A 20480-nucleotide genomic window follows, 5' to 3' on the forward strand; every position below is an offset into this window, starting at 1 on the left:
ACTATCAATAAAAAAGGGCAGTACGTCATTTAAGTGATGCACTGCCCTTTTCACTTGCTGTTATTCCATATCTTATGAAGAAGACATCATAAGCTTACGATTTCGGTTCTAGTGGATTCTGAAGAAAAAACTTGACCATGATTTCGTAAATCTCAGGATAAGCGTCTACCAGCTTCTGGGGCGTTTCAAAAAACACTTCACTAAGAACGGCAAAAAACTCAGCCGGATTGGTAGTGCCATAACGATCTAGCCCCGCCTTGCGATGTTTCTGAAAATCAGCGAACCCACTTTCCATCGTCTCAGTCCACCTCGTAGGATCCATATCGGGCTGCATCGGTGGAAAGCCATTGGCTCGACCATTGAGCATATCGAGCTTATGGACAAATTCATGAATGACCACATTGTGGCCATCGCGCTCGCCTGAATGTTTGGCATCCTTCCATGAAAGAATAACGGGGCCTCGAAGCCATGCTTCACCGCTACGATGTTGATGACCCTCATGGACGATACCGAACTCGTCTACGGTGGTGCTTTCACTGGTGTATGAACCCGGATAGATGATGATTGATGACCAGCCAGCGTACCATTCAAGGCTTAGGTTTAAGATAGGCAGACAGGCTTGCAAGGCAATGGATTGCCTTACCTTATCTGTTATTACAAAGCCTTGAGCTCCGTTAATAGATTTGTCGTCCAAAAACAACGTCGCCAGTTCAAACAGGCGGCTCATCTCGTCTTCATCCAGCCTATCAAGTATCACAATGCGTTCGGCAGCTTGCATCCAGTCGGCATTGGTAAATTCACTATTATCCAATACCCGCTGTTCGCGCCAGTCTTTTATCATGCTGAACATGTTCTATTTTTCCTCTAATATTGACATTTACACCGCATTTTTCACTACCGCTGCGACACTCTACGTAGGGTGCGCCCAGTGCACCTACCTTATAACTGTATTTATTATAATGTGCAGTAGGACGTACCCTACTCAACTGCTTGAAATACATTGCTTAAAATACAATGTAATCACCTATTTAAACAACCTCTATCTCAGCAATCTGCTGCATGATTATATTAGCTAAAATTAGCGTGGCGATGATATTTATATAGTGCTTGATATCATTATGGTCTAGAGAAAACCAATACTGGTTTTAGTGATCTTACGCGTGGCACTATTGTCATCTGCCTTTGGATAGCCTAGGCCTATAAGAAAAAAATCCTGCAGTATTTTTGATTAATATTAATAAAATCTATTGTCTAACTCTTGTTGTGCACTACCCTATAGACGTTGTATAGTTCATATAGGAGATAAGCTGTACATTGGATGTATTGCACCTGCCAGACTGACCCTAATAATCAGTCTGTTAATCATAATCTATGACTTTACCAAGGATGCGTGAGGTATTTATGAATCAGAAATCATCTCAGTCACAAAACCAAGGCCAAACTCAGGGTCAAAGTCAATCACAAACCACGACTGCCACCAAGACCGCTACAAAAAACCAACCACAAAACGCGCAAAAGCTGCACAGCTTTGATGAATTGCAAAGCGAAAAAGGTCAATACCGCCCTATAGCAAAGGCTGTCGGTGACTGGTTAGAAGACACCAGTCTTGACTCCCTAAATCATCTAAACGAACAAGCAGCTGACATATTTTACCGCAAAGGCGTGACTTTTACGGTATATAGCGATGCTAAAAACATTGAGCGAATGATACCGTTTGATATTATTCCCCGCATTATCGCCGCAAGTGAATGGCAGCAGATAGAGGCTGGTTGTCAGCAGCGCATTACGGCCTTAAACGCCTTTTTGCATGATATTTATCATGAGCAAGCCATCATGAAAGCAGGTATTGTACCTGCGAGTTATGTGTATGCTAGTGGCTGCTATGAGCCATGGATGATGGGCATTACGCTTGATAAACCTATCTATTCGCATATTAGTGGTATCGATTTGATTCGAGATGAGAGCGGCCGATTTTGTGTGTTAGAGGACAATCTCCGTACACCATCCGGCGTCTCATATATGCTCGAGAGCCGAAATATATCAGAGATTTTATTGTCTGATATATTTGCCCATACTCCTATTTTGGGCATTAGTGATTATCCGGAACGACTTAAAGCCTGTCTTGCCAGCTCAACCAGCAAATACGACCCACAAATTGTTATTTTAACCCCAGGACGCTTTAATAGTGCCTATTATGAGCATGCTTTTTTGGCACATGAGATGAACGTGCCGCTGGTACACGGCTACGACTTAGTGGTTGAGGACAGTAAAGTCTATATGCAAGGTATTCGCGGTAAATTGCAAGTTGATATTATTTATCGCCGGATTGATGACCCTTATATTGATCCGTTGGCATTCCAATCTAACTCTATCTTAGGGGTATCAGGACTGATGAGTGCCTACCGTGCAGGTAACGTGGTCATCGTCAATGCCCCCGGCACTGGCGTGGCTGATGATAAGAGCTTATATCCCTTTGTGCCGGATATGATTGAGTTTTATTTGGGTGAAAAACCTATTTTGCCAAATATTGAGACCTATCAATGCCGCAAGCCTGATGAGCTGGCATACGTGCTGGATAACTTAGATAAGCTGGTGGTCAAAGAGACCCAAGGCTCTGGCGGCTACGGTATGCTCATCGGACCGACATCAACCAAACAAGAGATTGCAGAGTATCGCAAACGCTTGCTCAGCAATCCAATTGGTTTTATTGCCCAGCCCACTATCTCGCTATCCACCAACCCCACCGCTGTCTTGGATGGGATTGCGCCACGCCATATTGACTTGCGGCCCTTTATACTCAGTCATGGCGATGGGTCGGTGGATATCGTCCCTGGCGGCTTAACCCGAGTAGCAATGATTGAGGGCTCATTGGTAGTTAACTCGTCACAAGGCGGCGGAATCAAAGATACCTGGGTAATCGATGACCGTAACTTGACGTCTTCCACCAAAACGGCTTCAGCCAAAAGACACGACTATCAAACTGATAATCCTAATAGTTACTCATCAGATGCAATCAGCGCCCGTCACGCCCACTATCATAACCCTGTGCAGCCGCTTGAGGCAGGCTATGAAAGCCCTGATAATGCACCGATGATAATGCTATTGTCCACGGCAAATCACCTGGTTTGGCTCGGCAGATATAGCGAGCGGCTCTATTATTATGACAACATAATGAAACAGCTGGTTAAAGGCAGTCTTAAAAAGGCGCAGGTACAGCACTTAATTAGCCACTTAGGTTTTGATGCTGACCCGAGTCAGCCAATAAAGTTTATGAAAGCGCAAATGCTGCGTGACTTGGAACAAAACAAAATCCCTACCGTTATTCAATCTATTGAAACCAATGTACAAGAAGCCAAGGGCGTGATCGGTAAAGACACCGCTGAGCTGTATAACCTTATTAAGCGACTCTCGAGCGCTGGTACCTATCGGGCAGCGACCTTGCAATTACATGCCTGTAATGCCGCTATGGCACAAGAGCACCCTAGCGTCACTTGCTGTTGGCAATTAGGACGTCGCTTTGAGCAACTTGAACGGGCAGTTTTCTTAAATGAGGACTCCGTAGCAGTCAGTCTTGAATTTAAACATTGGATCAATAAGCTCCCAGAAAATACGCGCTGGCGTGAGCTTATTCGCCTAAGCAATCAGATGATTAAATCTCAGCAGCTCAGTGATTTTGAATTATTAAGCCAAGAGTTTAGCACTATATTGCAGCAGGGCGTTTAGCGCCGCGCTATATTTTAATCATACGAAACCACACTAAGTACAACGGGAAGGCGTTATGAAACTTCAAATCAGCCACCAGACCAATTATTACTATGACGAGCTGGCGCAGCGCAGCGTACAGTACATCCGCATGACACCGATGCAGCTGCCGCACCAAATCATTCATCAATGGAATGTCATGCTACCTAAAGTGGCAATGAGTCAAAAAGATGGCTTTGGCAATGACTGGCTGACCCTAAGCCGAAACGAGGCACATAACAATTTACAGATGCAGGCGTCAGGCATCGTTGAAATCAATACCGATACTGAGCGACTAGAGGATATGGACAACGTCCCCTACTTGCTATTTACCGTACAAACGCCTTTGACCAAATGCTCAGAAGCGATGCGCACATTTGCAGCGCCTTACCTAAAAGACCCCACGCACGACCATCTAAAAGCGATGGCTGCTGAGCTCATCCTGAAGATGCCTTTTATAAAGGATATGACCCATGTCGGGACAACGGCTACAGAGGCTTTTGAAGGTAGTGCTGGCGTGTGCCAAGACCATACTCATGTATTTTTGGGCTGCTGTCGTGATAAGCATATCCCAGCGCGTTATGTATCTGGCTATCTATATGATGACACCGAAAACCATATGGCAAGTCACGCTTGGGCAGAGGTCTGGTTAGATGGCTATTGGTACACCTTTGATATCTCAAATCAGCTGTTCCAGCCAAGCTCTCATGTGTACGTGGCCATTGGTCGAGATTACTTGGATGCCGCTCCTGTGCGCGGCGTAAGAATGGGCGGCGGCTATGAGAATCTTTATAGTCAAGTGCTGGTCACGCGTTTATCATAGCGCCAAAGATTTTTTGTTTATTGAGGATGTTTTATGACCTATTGTGCCGCTATTCGTCTAAAAGATGGTATGGTTTTTGCCAGCGACACCCGCACTAATGCCGGTGTTGACCATATCTCGACGTTTAGAAAACTGTATCGATATGGCATCGAGGGCGAACGTTTTATGGTGCTACAGACGGCTGGCAGTCTTGCTACCTCGCAAGCGGTATTCACCAAATTACAGAATGCCATTGACCAGCGTCATGAAAATAATTTGAATTCCGTATTGACCTTATTTGACGGCGCGCAAATGGTAGGCGAATGCATGCGTAGCGTTACAGCACATGCTCAGGCGGTTGCTAACGATAATAGCGGCACATTTACCAGCTCATTTCTGTTAGGTGGCCAAATAAAAGGCCAGCCCCCTGAGTTGTATATGATATACCCTGAAGGCAACTGCATCAAAGCTACCAAAGACACCCCATTTTTTCAGCTGGGTGAAATCAAATATGGCAAGCCCATTCTCGATCGGTCGGTCAACTATGAGACTGACGTCGAGCATGCCGCCCAAGCACTGATGCTGTCATTTGACTCGACCATTCGGGCCAACCTATCGGTAGGTATGCCTGTGGATTTTGTAATCTACCAGAATGACAGTCTAACGCTACCTAAAGGCCGCCGTATTGATGAAAAAGATGAATATTTTGATAGCATTTGCCAAAAGTGGTCAGAGGCGCTGCGTCATACTTTGATTGAATTACCCCAGTGCCCCGATAGCTATTGGGAATAAACCATTAGAAATAGACATTAGCCTCTTTAGATTTTAGATAAAGTTTTTAGTCGTGCCCAATTTGAGCAATATTTGCAGGAGTCAAAAGTTTGTTTCACTTGAAGCGATTTTGACGGTACCGGTGAGCTCTTCGTCACACCGTCACCTAACTGTTTCTTAACTTGGGTCGATGGCAGTAAGTCTAATAGTGCCAGTACTAGGAATCTTTTGATTACCTCTATTACGATTAAGGTTAATTTAGACTTATAAATGAAATAAGATTTTAAATTAAATTCTGATGCTGTATTTTACGTCACTACCAAACGCATTAACTGAGTGCTGATATAACCGCCAAATGTGCCCATCGCATAACCTAAAATCCCCAAAAACACCCCAACTGGCGCCAACGACGGGTGAAAAGCGGTGGCAACAATAGGTGCTGAGGATGCACCGCCGGTATTGGCATTAGAGCCCACCGCTAAGAAGAAAAAGGGCGCACGAATGATTCTGGCGACTATAAAGACAATCACCACATGGATAGTCATCCATACTAAGCCAATTAGCAAGAGTCGCCACTGAGAAACAATACCCGCCAAATTAATCTGCATACCAATAGCGGCAATCAATACAAAGATAAATACCGTACCAATTTTAGAGGCACCCACATGATCCAGACGGCGAATTTTAGTAAAGGAAAAGACTACACCAATTAAGGTAATAATCACCACCATCCAAAAAAACGAGCTGGCGAAACTATATTGCACCGCCCAATCATAGGGCGCAAAAAATTCAGCAATTTGTCCGCCAGCAAAATGCGCCATTCCTACCATCGCAAAGCACAGCCCAAACATCACCATCAGATCATTTAAGGTAGCTGGTCGCGCATGATCGCGCTCATAGCTCTCAACCGCGGCGATGACTTTATCGATACTGCTGGTATCTGCTTTTAAGAAGCGATCTATCTTATCGCTATGCTTAGCCAATACCAATATGACAAGGAGCCACAATGAGGCGTTGGTAGTATCAACCAATATCATCATACCGAACAAGTCATCACTGACCCCAAACAGCTCCTTCATCGCTGCTTGGTTTGCTGCCCCGCCGATCCAGCTGCCCGCGACTGCCGAAAAACCGCGCCATAAGGTATCATCGGTAAACATCTCTGGTGATACCCATTTAGCCAATCCCAAACTAATCGGCCCGCTGATGACAATCGCCACACTGGCGGCGACAAACATCGCAATCGCTTTCCAGCCTAGACCTAAAATTTTGGGCACATCCATGGACAAGGTCATGAGCAGTAAACTTGCCGGCAACAGATAAGTGGCGGTAAAACCATAAATCTGCGAGCCGATACCATCAGCAAACACGCCGAGACTGTTCAGGGTCGCGGGTATAAAACAACACAGTACAATACCCGGCAACACCGCATAAAAGCGCCGCCAAAACTTGCCTGGTAGACCTTGGGTATAAAATACTAAGCCAATGACGGCCATAATAATACCAAATGCTACCGGCAGACTTTCTATCGCTAGATGAGATATGGCGAGCATCGCATGGCTCCGAATCGTAACAGATTATAAAAATAGGCCAGTATAGACAAGGCTAAAACCACGCGCAAGCAAGCATTTATATTGTATAAATTATTATGAATCATAATTAATGATAGAGCTTTTGTAGCATTGCACTTAAAGTTAAGAACTATATTCAAATGTATCAGACATAAAAAAGCCAGATAACGAGTATCTGGCTTTTTTTATTTTGAACTCATTATTAGCAATTGAGATGGCTAGAATTATCCTAGCCAATCAATGCTAGCTTATTATGAGTTTTTGTTACGATTACCGCCGGTTGGGCGGCCACCTTGACTATTACCTGAACCGGTACGACCTTGGCTGCCACTTGGACGACCGCGGCCACTCGCAGCGCGCTCACCACGTGGGACACCAGTGCTATCGCCACGGCTAGGACCCGTACGTTTGCCTTGATACGGCTTGCCACCTGAACGCTCATTTGGCTTACCCGATGAATCGCGTGGCTTACCTTGATAACCGCTGTCATTGCTAGCGCGCTGACCGGTACCTGTGCTGCTGTCGCTTGAACGACCGCGGCCTTGACCATTACCACTAGGCTTGCCAGCATAACCACCCGCTGAACGACCACGGCCTTGACCGTTACCGCCGCCATTAGAGCGACCACGACCACGGCCGCGACCATTGCCTTTATTATCGCTAGGAACATAAGTCTTTTTAGGTTCCATGCCTTCAAAAACACAGACTTCCATTTTGCGATCTAAATAACGGTTAATAGCGTTTAGCTGTGGACGATCATCCATGCTGCATAAGCTAATAGCCACACCAGTACGACCGGCACGACCACAACGACCGATACGATGGACGTAATCTTCAGTTTGGCGTGGCAAGTCATAGTTAATCACGTGTGATAGTGCTGGTACGTCAAGACCACGAGCGGCAACGTCAGTTGCGACTAAGATTTTGCATTTGCCATTACGAAGGTCTTGAACAATGCGGTTACGCTTGCTTTGTGGTAAATCGCCATGTAGGAAGCTGGCTTTATGGCCGTCTTCTTGTAGAGATTTTGCTAGTTTTTCAGTGCTACGCTTGGTTGCAGCAAAGATAATGACTTGTTCTACATCTTGTTGGCAAACCACTTTGTCTAAAATTCTGTTTTTATGATCGAAATCATCACAGTAGTAGACTTTTTCGTCGATATGGGCAGATTCTACCTTGATTGCAACGCGTTCAGGATTCTTGGTGAAGTTTGCAGCGATCTTGCCAACCGGACCATCCCAAGTCGCAGAACACATGATGGTTTGACGATTGCTAGGCGCCGCTTTTAAGATATCACTGATATCATCAGCAAAACCCATGTCTAGCATGCGATCCGCTTCGTCAAGTACCAATACTTCAAGGTTTGATAAGTCAACACGGCCAGAATTGATATGGTCAAGTAGACGGCCAGGAGTGGCGACAATGACTTGTACGCCTTTTTTCAGGGCAGTAATCTGACCGTTATATGGCGCGCCGCCCACTAAAGGTACGCAGAATAGACCACGCATATCTTTAGAATAAGTACGCACGCTATCATGTACTTGCTGAGCAAGTTCACGCGTTGGCGTTAAGATAAGCGCTTTAGTGTTTTTATCGAAGCTGGTCGCACGGCTCAAACGATCAAGCAATGGAATAACAAAAGCAGCTGTTTTACCACTACCAGTTTGTGCTGACAATAATAAGTCGCGACCGGCTAGAGCAAAAGGAATGGCTTGTGCTTGGATAGGTGTTGGGTTGGTATAGCCACTGCGCTCAAGCGCGGTAAGAATAGGCTTGGCAATATTTAGGTCAGTAAAGCTGACTTCATTGACGTCAGTAGGTGCCGCCTGATTGTCAGTGCTGGTATCAGTATTTTGAGTAGTGCTATTTTGAGTATCAGTATCAGTATCTTGAGTAATACCGTTTTGAGAAGCGATTGTAGATAAGATGTCAGTCATGAGTATCCTTGGTAGTATAAGCTGCTGTACATTCAGCAACTAGATGCCTACCACTGATAACCGTTCACCACGTAACCTGTTATAGATTGACTGTCGAAATAACGATAGTCAGAAGTGGATTAGCATGGAGCATATCACTTCTATAAAAGGCCTTGCGTGCTGTCTGACGTATTTTGGTGGTAGTGCCGAGAGTCTTACCTTTGTCTGTTGTAAGTGGTTTATCATGGCTTTATCTAAAGCAGATAAACATAACAACAATCAATCTAGCGCAAACTACAAACTAGTAGATAAGATATGAGTCATAAATAATAGGATTATTTACGAACACAAAATCATCGGCAACAATTACTCATGGTCATCCTAGACCCAAAATCGCAGGCGATGTTATCAATCTCATAATTCACGTTGACTTCATTCTATTATTTAGAATAGATATTAGGCTAACGTGGCGACGCAGTATAGCACAGTAAAAGCGCTTCCAGCGTCTATTTTTTAATTTATTCTAATAAAGGGGGCATATATCGTCTGAATAACTGTTTATAACCATGACAACCATGCCAAAATTAATGGCCATTGTAATTATCAATTGATTGACCATGCCTTCAACGGGCGATCTTAACTTCGGAGACATAAGTTGGCATTTGCCATGCCCCGCCCGCTTCAATCATTCGGCACAATCCGGTGGTCCCTTCATGACTCTTTGAGAAGCGATTACCTGTCCAGACCCAATCAGCCTTGTATAAGCAGTCGCCAATACCACGTCCTTTTTGCACCACACTTATTTTACCATCGGCATAATCTGTTGCATCGGTGGTCACTAGGGCGGGATTATAAGGGGTGCTATCATTAATTACCCATACACCAGTACCCATGTTATAAGCCCCCGTCCAGCAATTATGCTGTGCCAATAGTTGTGTGCTATTCAGTCGGCTAACACGCCATGGCGACTTGTCCATTAAGTTTGGACAGTCACTGTTTGTATCTTTCAGCGTTCCCTTTACCAGAGCCGCCAACTGCGAGGATTTCATACTGAACTTTTTATTACTGCTCGAATGGGCTTTAGGATTGGGTACAACCAAACGTAGCTGCGGGGCAGGCTTAGCCTCTAACACGTTAATATTAGGTTTGCTGGTGTTATCGGCAGTGAGAAAGGCACTTGATGTCCCTATTCGCCCCTGAGCTTCATCGGCCTTAAGCATTACTGCTGTGGCGCCTTTATCAGACAGCTGCCAGCGTGAATTACGTGATACCAGCTCAATCTTACTGGGTTTGGTTAAGGCGTTAAGGAGCGCTGTTACTTGGGTGGAGGTAAGCTCAGAATCACCAGCAACCGCTGAAAAGGGCTTGGTTTCCCCTAAGTCTTTATCATTAATAAATAGCGAGATACGGTGACGGTTGCCCAGCTGCAAGAGCGCTTTAGTCGCGCTCTCTTTTGCACCGCCAAGCTTCACTTTGCCAACGACGCCAGCATTGCTACCAGCGCGCCGAACGAGTAATACAGACACCGGAAAGTCACTATTGTTCTCAGCTTGATAACCAGCCAGCCTGCAGGTGCGTGTATTATCACAGGCCACTTGCCAGTCTTGATGAGTGAACTCAACAGCTGCTACTGCCATGCTCGTAGTGCTGATAGCAGCAGTGCTCAGCGCTAGCAATGCGGGTAGAATAATTTTATTTTTCAGTATTGTATTGCTTATTGGGCTGCTCGTTGGCAGGTGCTTACGTACAAACATAGAATTAGCATCCTTAATAGTTATCACTCATTGCTAGAGGAGATAGTAGTGCTGATCCCTTACGATAGCAGCGAGCAATCATCTTAACTTACTGATGTTACTATCTGTTATAGTAATGTATATTTATGTAGAAGAATAGACAAATATTGCCTATTGCTAAAATAGATTTTTACTATTAAATGCTTTGACAAAATTTAAGGCTGATAGAGTAACCCCCTACCAGCCTTAGTGTATGTAGGCCTAATAACTGTATAGTTAGCAAGCCTACATTGACTATCTATTGTCTTAAATAGTACGGTAAATCAAGCAAGTGGCTGTAAAGACAACTCTACTGCTCGTTTTACCGCTGGGCGCTCGGCTATATTTTTGGCCCAACGCTGTAGATGTTGGTAGCTGTCAACTTGTAGAAATTCTCCAGCATCATAGAGTTTGCCAAGTACCAACTGACCATACCATGCCCAAATGATGATATCAGCGATATTGTAGTCCGACTCATCATTGCCACACATATATTCACTGTTTTTTAGATGACTATCAAGGACATCGAGCTGGCGTTTGGTCTCCATCGTATAGCGATTGATTGGATATTCCATCGGCTCAGGGGCATAGGCGTAAAAATGGCCAAAGCCGCCGCCAAGATAAGGCGCGCTTCCCATTTGCCACATCAGCCAAGACAGACACTCAGCACGCGCAGTGCCTTGCTCCATAGGTATAAACTTACCAAATTTTTCTGCTAGGTATACTAAAATAGCCCCGGACTCAAAAATCTCAATAGGCGTGCCAGCGTCATGATTAGAACCAGTATTAGTAGCGATCATGGCAGAATAATCAACTAAAGCAGGAATTTTAGAGTTGGGATTAAGCGCGACGAAGTCAGAGCCAAACTGATCACCCTCTGAGATATCAATCTTATAAGCATCGTATTCAGCGCCTTTTATCCCCAGCTCAGCAAGCTCTTCTAAGAGGATATTCACTTTAACGCCGTTTGGGGTATTGAGTGAATATAACTGTAGTGGCGCCTTGCCTACCGGTAGCGTTTGTTCATGGCGCGCACCAGCGGTTGGACGGTTGGTGCTTGAGAACTTTCCACCATTTTCTTTATCTTGTGTCCAGACTTGAGGTGGCGTGTAATTTGAGTTGCCATTGTCTTGTGTATTGGCATGGGTAGTCGTTTGATTATTGTCGTTACTCATAAGATATCCTGTTATTGTCTGATTTCAATATTATATTTTTGTATCAAATATAGGGTTGCTCTACTATAGCGAGTGCTTGCCTGCTTAATAAAGTTGTCTCATGTAATTAATGTAGCGGTTTTTAAACCACCCTTTCATTTCATTTATACCTATCTCTTTTTTACTATAGCGGTTTCTAACCTTTAATAAAGCGCTTACCAACAGCATTGTCCAATATCGTTACTTTGCTTCTCTTTAATTATCGCTCAGTAGTTCTTATACTACGGGCTATTTTCTAAATTACTTAAATGGTTCGTGCCACAACAACCAGTGCAGCAATAATGCTAAGATTTTGGTACTCATAATGGTGATGTCTGTATGGTAACGCTCACAAAAACCCAAGACAAATATCTGCCTTATGTACTGGCAGTCGCATTGTTTATGCAGATTTTAGATGCCACCATCTTAAATACCTCACTGCCGCAAATGGCACAAGCGCTTGGTGAATCGCCTCTGAAAATGCAGTGGGCAGTTATTAGTTATGCCTTAACCTTAGCCATTTTTATTCCGATTAGTGGCTTCTTAGCGGATAAATATGGCACACGCCGGGTATTCTTAACTGCGATTATTATTTTTTGCGTGGGCTCCCTACTCTGCGCCGCCTCTCCTACTCTAAACCTATTAATTGGCTCGCGTATTGTCCAAGGTATCGGCGGTGCCATGATGACGCCCGTTGCACGTTTGATTTTGGTCAAATCCTACCCACGTAACAAGCTACTGACAGTGATGAACTTTGCAGTAATACCTGCCCTGATTGCGCCTTTAGTAGGACCATTACTGGGCGGTTATATTGTGCAGTACGCCAGCTGGCATTGGATATTTTTGATTAATATTCCAATGGGAGTGGTCGGCTTTATAATGGGTAAAAAATTAGTACCTGCTTTATTTGAGGACACCAAGCGTCTTGACTGGTCAGGCTTTATATTGTTTGCGGCAGCCGCTTGTGGACTGACACTAGCAGTTGAAGTGGGCTCACAACCAGGTCATGGTCTATACGGTTTACTGCTGGCCTTAGCAGCGGTAATACTAATAGGCGGGTATATATGGCATGCCAAGCACCGGCAAGCACCCCTATTTCCTTTGGGGTTATTTAGTATTCGCACTTTCCGTATTGGTATTACAGGTAACTTATTTACCCGTCTTGGTATCAGTGCGGTACCATTTTTACTGCCACTACTACTACAAGTGGTTTTTGAGTATTCCCCCTCACAGGCAGGTTGGCTGCTTGCGCCTATTGCGGTGGGCGCGATAGGGATTAAGCCTTTTGTCAGCAAGCTCATTCAGCGCTACAGCTATCGTAAGGTACTGGTCTATAACACCTTTTTGCTCGGGGCGTTGATTATCGTCTTAGCGCAGTTCAACGATCCATCGCATTGGATGTGGTTTATCCCAATTTTAGCTTTGATGGGTGCTTGCAACTCTATGCAATTTAGTGCGATGAATACCATTACTATTGGCGACTTACAAGGTACGCAGACCAGTAGTGGCAACAGTCTGATGGCCGTAAACCAGCAACTGGCAATTAGCTTCGGTATCGCCTTTGGTGCGGCTCTTCTTAACTTACTGCGCGAGCGCTTACAGCTCGATACCCTAACGGCATTTCAAACCACGTATTGGATATTGGGTATCATCACTATTCTCTCAGGGCTGTATTTTTTACGCTTAAAGCCGGAAGATGGCCGTGGACTGTATTAGATGTATAACAGTTAACTAATAACCGTTTATCTAGATAACCAATATTTTTAGACACAAAAAAGCCAGCGTGTGCTTTATAAAAAATGGCATGCTGGCAAGTTCGATTGCTTTAAAAAGTAATAATTCCCGCTCTAATACTGTTAATACTAAGGCGCTTTATCATCCTCTATTTGTGATTGGATATAGTTTTGTACACCCACATCTCTAATGAGGTCTTCTTGAGTATCAAGCCAATCTTCATACTCTTCATTGCCGTCTTTGAGTGTGACTAGTAGCTTACGCGAGACGTAATCATGATGCGCTTCACATAAGGTAATGGCATCCGTAATAATAGCTAACTTTTGCTTTTCTAAACGCAAGTTACAACCAATAATCTCTGGCACATCTTCACCAATTAAAATTTTGCCCAAATCTTGTAGGTTTGGCAAACCCTCTAATAGCAAGATACGCTCAATTAAATCATCTGACCATTTCATCTCTTGAATAGACTGATGGTAAAACGAATCATTTAAGGACTCTAGTCCCCAATGGCGTGCCACACGCGCATGTAAAAAATACTGGTTAATAGCTATTAACGACTGTCCGAGTACCTTATTTAGTGCCTGAATGACGTCTTTATCACCTTTCATAATTTCTCTCCCTTATTATTACCTTTGAGCTGATATTGCTGAGTGTGTGCTACCTTTGCTCTAAGTCACTAGGCAAGATTAGGTGGCACCTCAGCCATTTGGCTTTGTAGGTAATTCGGTAGACCAATCATTTCAATGAGGCGCAGTTGCTGCTCAAGCCAATGAGCATGGTCTTCTTCAGTGTCTTTGAGCTGCTCAACCAGCATAGCGCGAGTGACATAATCGTGCTCTTCCTCACACAAAGCAATGCCATCTTTAAGATGCTGTTGTACTTCGTACTCAAGGTCAAGATCAAGTTGCAACATCTCTGGTACAGCAGTGCCGATATGAATGCCATTGACGGTCATGTTTGGCGTGCCGCTCAGCATCAAAATACGGCGGATAATAGCTTGTGCATGCAAGGTTTCGTCCGTCATCTCATGGCTGATGCGGTCATACAGCTTGCCATAATGCCATTCAGCATACATCTCAGAATGGATAAAATACTGGTCACGAGCGGCCAGCTCACCACCTAGTAAGAAGTTTAAATAATCGATAACTTTTTGGCTGCCTATCATAACGAGTACTCCTCTTTTTTCAGTTTATGCCATTATTATTGTGGCTAACTTTAGATAGCACTGCCGGTAAACTGATGGGTAAAAATCAGAAACGACAAGACGTCTTATAGTGTTAGACAAATAGAGTAACATATAGGTAGGATATAGCTTGTAATGTTATGAACTAAGAATAAGATTCCAATTGAGAATCATAATTAGCTAGAATCGCCACTATAAGCTCAATGAATGGTTATGGAATAGATTTTGATAGATATTATGATAAAAAAGAGTATCGCTTTGAGGATAAAGGAGACAAGCGCTAGGCTGTTATGACACCGTCAACAGTTATAGTGCTGTTACTATCTTTGCACACCTATCGTTTTGTACTGTGGCCAGTCAAAGAAGGTGGCGCAGCAATAGAAAAAGCCGCCGTAGATATAGTGGCTAGTGGACTGCACAAAGCTCTCTATCAGCTTTAGTCGACCTAGGATTCAAACCGCATAAGCTAAAACATCGAGCTTAGCGTGATGCTCGTTAAGATAATCATTCACCATAGGCTCACAGCAACCGCAACAAGTAGCAACGTCGAGCGTATCTTTTAGGCCATCAAGGGTATCGATGCCAGAGGCAATGGCTGCCTGAATTTGCTTTTCTTTCACGTCATTACAGATGCATACGTACATGCGCTTGCTCCTACTTCATTGGCTATGATTACTCGTTTTAGTGATGCAGTAAATCTTGCATATCTATTGAGTATTGATTTAATTATTGAACGAAGTTTACAGGTCATTATTTATCTAATAACTTTTCTAATAATACCCATTTAATAATAAGTTACTTAACTATCAATATCTTAAAGTATTTCTTTAGTATCATTATAATAACGATAATTATTACCATTTACAATAACTTTTAGAAAATTTATTGATTTTAAGAGGGTTGCTCAACAATATTGGCTATTGTAGCGACCTTATTTTACCTACCCTATTTTATCTACTCATGGCAATATAAGCGGACAAAAGTAATATTTTTATCAAAAAAAACGTTATAGGTGTTTATTGTTCTATAATTGATGCTAATAAAACCGATAAAAGGTGGTATAATGGAGATAAGTGGATATATGATTAATATGCCAAATGACCTCATGCGATACGACTGGTATATTTCTACTCATATTTATTATTAGCTGAATTAAATAATAATTAGTATGAATAATCGTAATCGAAGCAGAGTTAAGTGGTTTATATATTTAAAAAGACAGTTACCATAACTTTTATAAATATTTACCTCATCTGATATACCCTATCATCAAGTTTGTTGGCTATTCCGCTGATACCCTGTGCAACGACCAATAGACCGTTGTATACAATACGATGATCTCTTTACTATTTGGAAACGTTCTATGTCTGGTAATAATTTCGTCATGCAGCCTATTGATTTATTTAAAGTACTGTCTGACCCAACCCGCCTTAAATTATTCCAAATTTTATTCAAAAAAGAATCTCGCTGTGTGTGCGAGTTGGTTGAGCTCCTTGATCAGCCGCAGCCAACAGTATCACGGCACTTAAATCATTTAAAGAAACTAGGCATTTTAAGTAGTGAGCGCGATGGTACTTGGATATGGTACGAAGTAGCGGATAATCTACCGGCCTGGTGTCAGGATGTCTTAGAGATTACGTACCACACCTTAAATGAGCAAAGCGCTCATCATAAAGCTTAGCAGGACACCTCCTCTTGCTGAGTGACATCACAAATCTGTATGACAAAAAAAGACCTATATTTATATATAGGTCTTTTTTATAGCGGCTATAAAATGATAGTTAGACAAATTTTGTACTATACCAAATCTAAAAAGTCACTAACAAAGGCGCTGGCTGGCTGGTGTATTAGCGCCTCTGAGGTGCCTACTTGCTCGACAATACCATGATTCATGACCACAATCTCATCGGATACGGCACGTGCTTCTTCTTGGTCATGAGTGACCATAATACTGGTAATACCCAGCTCATGATGGATATCTTTTAGCCAGGTACGTAGCTCTTTACGTACCTTAGCGTCAAGTGCGCCAAAGGGCTCATCAAGTAATAATAGCTTTGGCTTTACCGCAAGCGCGCGAGCCAGCGCAATCCGTTGACGCTGGCCACCTGATAACTGATGCGGATAAGCATTGGCAATCTGCGGTAATTGTACCAAATCTAATAATTCGGCAACGCGCTTATTAATATCGGCTTTGCTCGGGCGCTCATTTTTGGGTAATAAGGTCAGCCCAAATGCGACGTTCTCGGCAATATTTTTATGACGGAACAGCGCATAATTCTGAAACATAAAGCCGATATGGCGCTTTTGTACTGGCGTATTAGTGACATCGACTTCATCAAACAATATTTGCCCTGAGTCTGCGTATTCTAACCCGGCAATGATACGCAGCAAAGTAGTTTTACCACAACCAGAGGGCCCTAATAAGGTGGTCATCTTACCGGTTGGTACGGTGACATTGATATCATTAAGGGCGGTGAAGTCGCCAAAGGTTTTATTAACGTTCCTAATCTCGATGCTCATAGCAATATCTCTTTTAATGTCTCTTATTGATTCTTTTGTTCGCTTTTATGATCTGGCAAATGGTTTGATAAATAGTTAAATAGTGTGAAAGCTGGCTAAGGACGGAGCTGTTGTTGATACTCTAAGCTATCAGTCAGTACTACTATTTTTTATCAACCGTCGCATTGGCGCTCACTGGTAGCTCAGGCGCACTTGCCAGCCGCTCAGATTTAGCAAATTTACGCTCTTGTAGCTTGGTCATTAATTGTTGTACTAGTAGCGTGATCAATGCTAAACCAGCCAATAAGCTTGATAAGGCAAAGGCAGCGGTAAAGTTATAATCATTATAAGCAACCTCAACCAATAGCGGCATGGTATTGGTTTCACCGCGAATATGACCGGATACCACGCTGACCGCCCCAAACTCACCCATCGCCCGTGCATTGGTCAAAATCAAACCGTATAGCAGTGCCCATTTAATATTAGGCAGTGTTATGTGCCAAAACGTCTGCCAACCGGTGGCCCCTAGCGTCAATGCCGCTTGCTCCTCAGAATCACCTTGGGTTTGCATCAAGGGTATCAGCTCACGCGCCACAAAGGGAAAGGTCACAAATAACGTTGCTAAGACAATGCCAGGAACTGCATAAATGATTTGTATTCCCATGCTCTCTAACCAGCCGCCAACGGTAGAGTTGAGACCGAATAATAGGATAAACATCAAACCAGCGACTACCGGCGACACCGAAAAGGGTAAATCAAGTAAGGTCGTGACCAACTGCTTACCTCTAAATTGATAACGGGTCACCAGCCAAGCTATCGCCACCCCCATCACCATATTAATAGGTAATACAATAGCGGCAGTAATCAGCGTCAGTTTGATCGCTTGTAGCGCTTCTGGGTCGACAAGCGAGGCAATATAAAGCTGCCAGCCACCCTTTAAGGCCTCGTAAAACACCGCTAACAATGGCACCACTAACATGATGATCATAAATAAGACGGCTATGACAATAAAGGTGCGTCTGATCCATGGCGTATCTCTGGTCGCCGGATTGCTTTGGTAGTCGTAGCTATTGGCTATTTGCATCTTAGCGGGCTCCTACGCGGCGCGACAGTTTCCACTGCACTATATTAATGGTTAGTAAAATCACAAACGAGATCATCAGCATAAATAACGCCACTGCGGAGGCACCTTGAATATCAAACTGCTCCAGTTTACTAATAATGATGAGCGGTAGGATTTCAGACTCCATTGGAATATTACCGGCAATAAAAATGACTGAACCATACTCGCCAGTGGCGCGCGCAAACATCATGCCAGCGCCCATTAATAATGCGGGTAGCAGCTCCGGTAAAATGACCTTACGAAAAGTGTCTAAACGATTGGCCCCTAGCACCGCAGATGCCTCTTCAAATTCAACTGATAGCTCTGCCAATACGGGCTGTACCGCACGTACAATAAACGGAAAACTTACCACCACCAATGCCAACCAAATCCCTATAGGGGTAAAAGCCACTTGTATATCGAACTTTTCAAACCACTGCCCAATAAGACCATTCGGCGCATATAAAGTCGCAAGAGATATACCCGTGACGGCGGTCGGTAGCGCAAAAGGTAAGTCAACCAAGGCATTAATCAAGGATTTGCCCCAAAATTCATAACGCACTAGTACCCACGCCACCAGCGTACCAAATACCATATTGGTCAACATCGCCAAAAATGACATCCATAAGCTCAGTTTGATAGCCGCCATGACCTGAGGTTGACTGATGGTCGCCCAAAAGCCTGTCCAGCCCATTTGACTGGTGGTATAGGCCATCATTGCAAATGGTAGTACCACCAATAACGACAAGCTAAAGACAGTTATGCCCATACTCAGCCCAAACCCTGGCAGCACATTACGCTGGCGCATGCGGGTCAGCCAGCCCTTTTTATTAGGTTTGCTGGCAGGAGAAGTTGTTGCACTCATAGTGGTTAGTATCCTATTGCTATTGCCTAACTGATGGTGTTTATCGTAAAGACCATGTTGTACAGGTATTATTAGAAGGCTTACGGTATAAAGGACATAGCGCAGGTGGCCATGTCCTTTATATAGTTTGGTATAGCTAGTAAAATTTTTCGCAGCCATACTGACTTTTTTCTAAAGCGGCGCGGCTATACGATAACTTACAATCACTACTGCGGGGCGTTAATTGCTAACTGATCGAAGACACCGCCATCGCTGAAGTAGGTACCCATGATCTCATCCCATGAGCCAAAAGCGTCATTCGGGCGGAAGGTATCAATCGGTGGTAATTTATCGCCGTTTTTATCAAGGACGCTTTTTACGCTAGGACGTAAATATAGATCAGCGGCTAATTGCTGGGCAGGCTCGCTCCATAAGTAATCAAGATAAGCTTTTGCCGCAGCAGTGGTGCCTTTTTTGTCCGTAACCGCTTTTACAATAGCGACCGGACTTTCAGACTTAATAGAATATTTGGGATAAATGATATCGACTTGACCTTTACCAAAATCAGTAGCGGCAAGGTTGGCTTCATTTTCAAAAGTAACTAAGACATCACCGATACCGCGCTGGACAAAGGTAGTGGTTGCTGCACGTCCGCCATTTTCATAAACTTTGACGTTTTTGAGCATCTCTTTAACGTAGTTTTTGGCAGGGGCTTCTTCATTATTAAAGGCATGTAGACCATAACCATAAGCGCCTAAGAATGCATAACGACCATTACCGGTAACTTTTGGATTGGCCATTACAATCTCAAGACCCGGCTGGGTTAAATCTTGCCAGTCTTTAATATTCTTAGGATTGTCTTTACGTACCAAGAAGACAATAGTGCTGGTAAAGGGAACGGCGTTGTCAGGGAACTGCTCTTCCCAATCCGCCTCAACCAAGCCTCTTTTCTCCAATAACTCAATATCTGAGCCTTGGTTCATAGTGGCCACATCGGCTTGCAAGCCATTAGCGACTGATAGTGCTTGTTTGCTCGAGCCGCCATGGGATTGATTGACCGTTATATTACTGTTTGGATTTTCAGCTTTATAATGCTCAATAAACAGTGGGTTATAGTCTTTATAAAAGTCGCGCGCCACGTCATAAGAGACGTTTAGCAGCTCAATATTTTGACCCGCAGCTGCTGTGCCGTCAGCCGCCACATTCGAGTCTGCTTGCTCACTATTGCTACAACCTGCAAGTCCCAAAGTCATCGCCACGCCTGCAATACTTAAGACACTAAGTGCTTTGTTTTTATAGGGGCTGGTCGGTTTTCCGAGCTGATTGCCTGCTACGTAAGATGTCATAAA

General features: G+C 43.8%; 18 protein-coding genes and 1 pseudogene. 7 read left to right on the top strand and 12 right to left on the bottom strand.

What is annotated here, in order from left to right; all coding sequences use genetic code 11:
- Positions 1–94 precede the first annotated feature (94 nt).
- On the bottom strand, positions 95–850 hold the full coding sequence (locus tag AAEY88_RS01750; RefSeq protein ID WP_350558163.1) for a M90 family metallopeptidase: 756 nt from the start codon (positions 848–850) through the stop codon (positions 95–97).
- Between the two features lie 551 nt (positions 851–1401).
- Between AAEY88_RS01750 and AAEY88_RS01755 the strand changes: the two are divergent.
- The 4 genes and pseudogenes from AAEY88_RS01755 to AAEY88_RS01770 form a co-directional block, all read left to right on the top strand.
- Positions 1402–2925: pseudogene (locus tag AAEY88_RS01755) on the top strand (circularly permuted type 2 ATP-grasp protein); the annotation flags it as partial.
- A gap of 171 nt (positions 2926–3096) precedes the next feature.
- Positions 3097–3723 (top strand): alpha-E domain-containing protein, encoded by a 627-nt coding sequence (locus AAEY88_RS01760; protein WP_350560407.1) that lies wholly within the window; start codon positions 3097–3099, stop codon positions 3721–3723.
- Positions 3724–3778: 55 nt separating this feature from the next.
- Positions 3779–4564, top strand: coding sequence for a transglutaminase family protein (locus AAEY88_RS01765; RefSeq protein WP_350558166.1), 786 nt, complete (start codon positions 3779–3781; stop codon positions 4562–4564).
- A 33-nt stretch (positions 4565–4597) separates the two neighbouring features.
- Positions 4598–5335 (top strand): peptidase, encoded by a 738-nt coding sequence (locus AAEY88_RS01770; protein WP_350558169.1) that lies wholly within the window; start codon positions 4598–4600, stop codon positions 5333–5335.
- 287 nt (positions 5336–5622) lie between these two features.
- On the opposite strand, the gene AAEY88_RS01775 is transcribed toward AAEY88_RS01770, so the two are convergent.
- The 4 genes from AAEY88_RS01775 to yghU all read right to left on the bottom strand — a co-directional run bounded on the left by AAEY88_RS01775 (position 5623) and on the right by yghU (position 11748).
- The gene (locus AAEY88_RS01775; RefSeq protein ID WP_350558172.1) at positions 5623–6867 is read right to left on the bottom strand and encodes a DUF819 family protein; all 1245 of its coding nucleotides are present in this window, start codon (positions 6865–6867) and stop codon (positions 5623–5625) included.
- A gap of 269 nt (positions 6868–7136) precedes the next feature.
- Positions 7137–8822 carry a DEAD/DEAH box helicase gene (locus AAEY88_RS01780; protein WP_350558175.1) on the bottom strand — a complete coding sequence of 562 codons (1686 nt, stop codon included), beginning with the start codon at positions 8820–8822 and terminating at the stop codon, positions 7137–7139.
- A 602-nt stretch (positions 8823–9424) separates the two neighbouring features.
- The gene (locus AAEY88_RS01785; protein WP_350558178.1) at positions 9425–10555 is read right to left on the bottom strand and encodes a DUF1176 domain-containing protein; all 1131 of its coding nucleotides are present in this window, start codon (positions 10553–10555) and stop codon (positions 9425–9427) included.
- A gap of 302 nt (positions 10556–10857) precedes the next feature.
- Positions 10858–11748: a glutathione-dependent disulfide-bond oxidoreductase gene (yghU, locus tag AAEY88_RS01790; protein ID WP_350558181.1), complete on the bottom strand. Its 891-nt coding sequence runs from the start codon at positions 11746–11748 to the stop codon at positions 10858–10860.
- Between the two features lie 357 nt (positions 11749–12105).
- Between yghU and AAEY88_RS01795 the strand changes: the two genes are divergently transcribed.
- Positions 12106–13482 (top strand): DHA2 family efflux MFS transporter permease subunit, encoded by a 1377-nt coding sequence (locus AAEY88_RS01795; protein WP_350558184.1) that lies wholly within the window; start codon positions 12106–12108, stop codon positions 13480–13482.
- 146 nt (positions 13483–13628) lie between these two features.
- Here the strand turns inward: AAEY88_RS01795 and bfr (AAEY88_RS01800) are convergent, their stop codons facing one another.
- Both bfr (AAEY88_RS01800) and bfr (AAEY88_RS01805) read right to left on the bottom strand, forming a co-directional pair.
- On the bottom strand, positions 13629–14111 hold the full coding sequence (gene bfr, locus AAEY88_RS01800; protein ID WP_350558187.1) for a bacterioferritin: 483 nt from the start codon (positions 14109–14111) through the stop codon (positions 13629–13631).
- A 68-nt stretch (positions 14112–14179) separates the two neighbouring features.
- Positions 14180–14668, bottom strand: a complete 489-nt coding sequence (gene bfr, locus AAEY88_RS01805; protein ID WP_350558190.1) for a bacterioferritin — start codon at positions 14666–14668, stop codon at positions 14180–14182.
- Between the two features lie 308 nt (positions 14669–14976).
- Between bfr (AAEY88_RS01805) and AAEY88_RS01810 the strand changes: the two genes are divergently transcribed.
- Complete coding sequence (locus AAEY88_RS01810) at positions 14977–15126, top strand: hypothetical protein (RefSeq protein ID WP_350558193.1); 150 nt, start codon at positions 14977–14979, stop codon at positions 15124–15126.
- Between the two features lie 12 nt (positions 15127–15138).
- Here the strand turns inward: AAEY88_RS01810 and AAEY88_RS01815 are convergent, their stop codons facing one another.
- A complete protein-coding gene (locus tag AAEY88_RS01815; protein ID WP_350558196.1) occupies positions 15139–15330 on the bottom strand; it encodes a (2Fe-2S)-binding protein in 192 nt (63 codons plus the stop codon).
- 719 nt (positions 15331–16049) lie between these two features.
- Here AAEY88_RS01815 and AAEY88_RS01820 point away from each other — a divergent pair.
- Positions 16050–16367 (top strand): metalloregulator ArsR/SmtB family transcription factor, encoded by a 318-nt coding sequence (locus AAEY88_RS01820; protein WP_350558199.1) that lies wholly within the window; start codon positions 16050–16052, stop codon positions 16365–16367.
- Between the two features lie 116 nt (positions 16368–16483).
- Here AAEY88_RS01820 and AAEY88_RS01825 read toward each other — a convergent pair whose 3' ends face one another.
- The 4 genes from AAEY88_RS01825 to AAEY88_RS01840 all read right to left on the bottom strand — a co-directional run bounded on the left by AAEY88_RS01825 (position 16484) and on the right by AAEY88_RS01840 (position 20477).
- Complete coding sequence (locus AAEY88_RS01825; RefSeq protein ID WP_350558202.1) at positions 16484–17206, bottom strand: sulfate ABC transporter ATP-binding protein; 723 nt, start codon at positions 17204–17206, stop codon at positions 16484–16486.
- Between the two features lie 142 nt (positions 17207–17348).
- Complete coding sequence (cysW, locus tag AAEY88_RS01830; protein ID WP_350558205.1) at positions 17349–18269, bottom strand: sulfate ABC transporter permease subunit CysW; 921 nt, start codon at positions 18267–18269, stop codon at positions 17349–17351.
- A gap of 1 nt (position 18270) precedes the next feature.
- Positions 18271–19152, bottom strand: a complete 882-nt coding sequence (gene cysT, locus AAEY88_RS01835; protein WP_350558208.1) for a sulfate ABC transporter permease subunit CysT — start codon at positions 19150–19152, stop codon at positions 18271–18273.
- Positions 19153–19358: 206 nt separating this feature from the next.
- Positions 19359–20477: a sulfate ABC transporter substrate-binding protein gene (locus tag AAEY88_RS01840; RefSeq protein ID WP_350558211.1), complete on the bottom strand. Its 1119-nt coding sequence runs from the start codon at positions 20475–20477 to the stop codon at positions 19359–19361.
- Positions 20478–20480 lie beyond the last annotated feature (3 nt).

Origin of the sequence: Psychrobacter sp. CAL346-MNA-CIBAN-0220 (assembly GCF_040309805.1) — a bacterium.
Lineage (GTDB): Bacteria > Pseudomonadota > Gammaproteobacteria > Pseudomonadales > Moraxellaceae > Psychrobacter.

Bases quoted from the DNA above. Each gene is read 5' to 3' on its own strand.
- AAEY88_RS01775 (WP_350558172.1), bottom strand. From the start codon at position 6,867: ATGCTCGCCATATCTCATCTAGCGATAGAAAGTCTGCCGGTAGCATTT.
- AAEY88_RS01815 (WP_350558196.1), bottom strand. From the start codon at position 15,330: ATGTACGTATGCATCTGTAATGACGTGAAAGAAAAGCAAATTCAGGCA.
- AAEY88_RS01825 (WP_350558202.1), bottom strand. From the start codon at position 17,206: ATGAGCATCGAGATTAGGAACGTTAATAAAACCTTTGGCGACTTCACC.
- AAEY88_RS01780 (WP_350558175.1), bottom strand. From the start codon at position 8,822: ATGACTGACATCTTATCTACAATCGCTTCTCAAAACGGTATTACTCAA.
- AAEY88_RS01760 (WP_350560407.1), top strand. From the start codon at position 3,097: ATGCTATTGTCCACGGCAAATCACCTGGTTTGGCTCGGCAGATATAGC.
- AAEY88_RS01770 (WP_350558169.1), top strand. From the start codon at position 4,598: ATGACCTATTGTGCCGCTATTCGTCTAAAAGATGGTATGGTTTTTGCC.
- bfr (WP_350558187.1), bottom strand. From the start codon at position 14,111: ATGAAAGGTGATAAAGACGTCATTCAGGCACTAAATAAGGTACTCGGA.
- AAEY88_RS01820 (WP_350558199.1), top strand. From the start codon at position 16,050: ATGTCTGGTAATAATTTCGTCATGCAGCCTATTGATTTATTTAAAGTA.
- cysT (WP_350558208.1), bottom strand. From the start codon at position 19,152: ATGAGTGCAACAACTTCTCCTGCCAGCAAACCTAATAAAAAGGGCTGG.
- bfr (WP_350558190.1), bottom strand. From the start codon at position 14,668: ATGATAGGCAGCCAAAAAGTTATCGATTATTTAAACTTCTTACTAGGT.
- AAEY88_RS01810 (WP_350558193.1), top strand. From the start codon at position 14,977: ATGACACCGTCAACAGTTATAGTGCTGTTACTATCTTTGCACACCTAT.
- AAEY88_RS01840 (WP_350558211.1), bottom strand. From the start codon at position 20,477: ATGACATCTTACGTAGCAGGCAATCAGCTCGGAAAACCGACCAGCCCC.
- AAEY88_RS01785 (WP_350558178.1), bottom strand. From the start codon at position 10,555: ATGTTTGTACGTAAGCACCTGCCAACGAGCAGCCCAATAAGCAATACA.
- yghU (WP_350558181.1), bottom strand. From the start codon at position 11,748: ATGAGTAACGACAATAATCAAACGACTACCCATGCCAATACACAAGAC.
- AAEY88_RS01750 (WP_350558163.1), bottom strand. From the start codon at position 850: ATGTTCAGCATGATAAAAGACTGGCGCGAACAGCGGGTATTGGATAAT.
- cysW (WP_350558205.1), bottom strand. From the start codon at position 18,269: ATGCAAATAGCCAATAGCTACGACTACCAAAGCAATCCGGCGACCAGA.
- AAEY88_RS01795 (WP_350558184.1), top strand. From the start codon at position 12,106: ATGGTAACGCTCACAAAAACCCAAGACAAATATCTGCCTTATGTACTG.
- AAEY88_RS01765 (WP_350558166.1), top strand. From the start codon at position 3,779: ATGAAACTTCAAATCAGCCACCAGACCAATTATTACTATGACGAGCTG.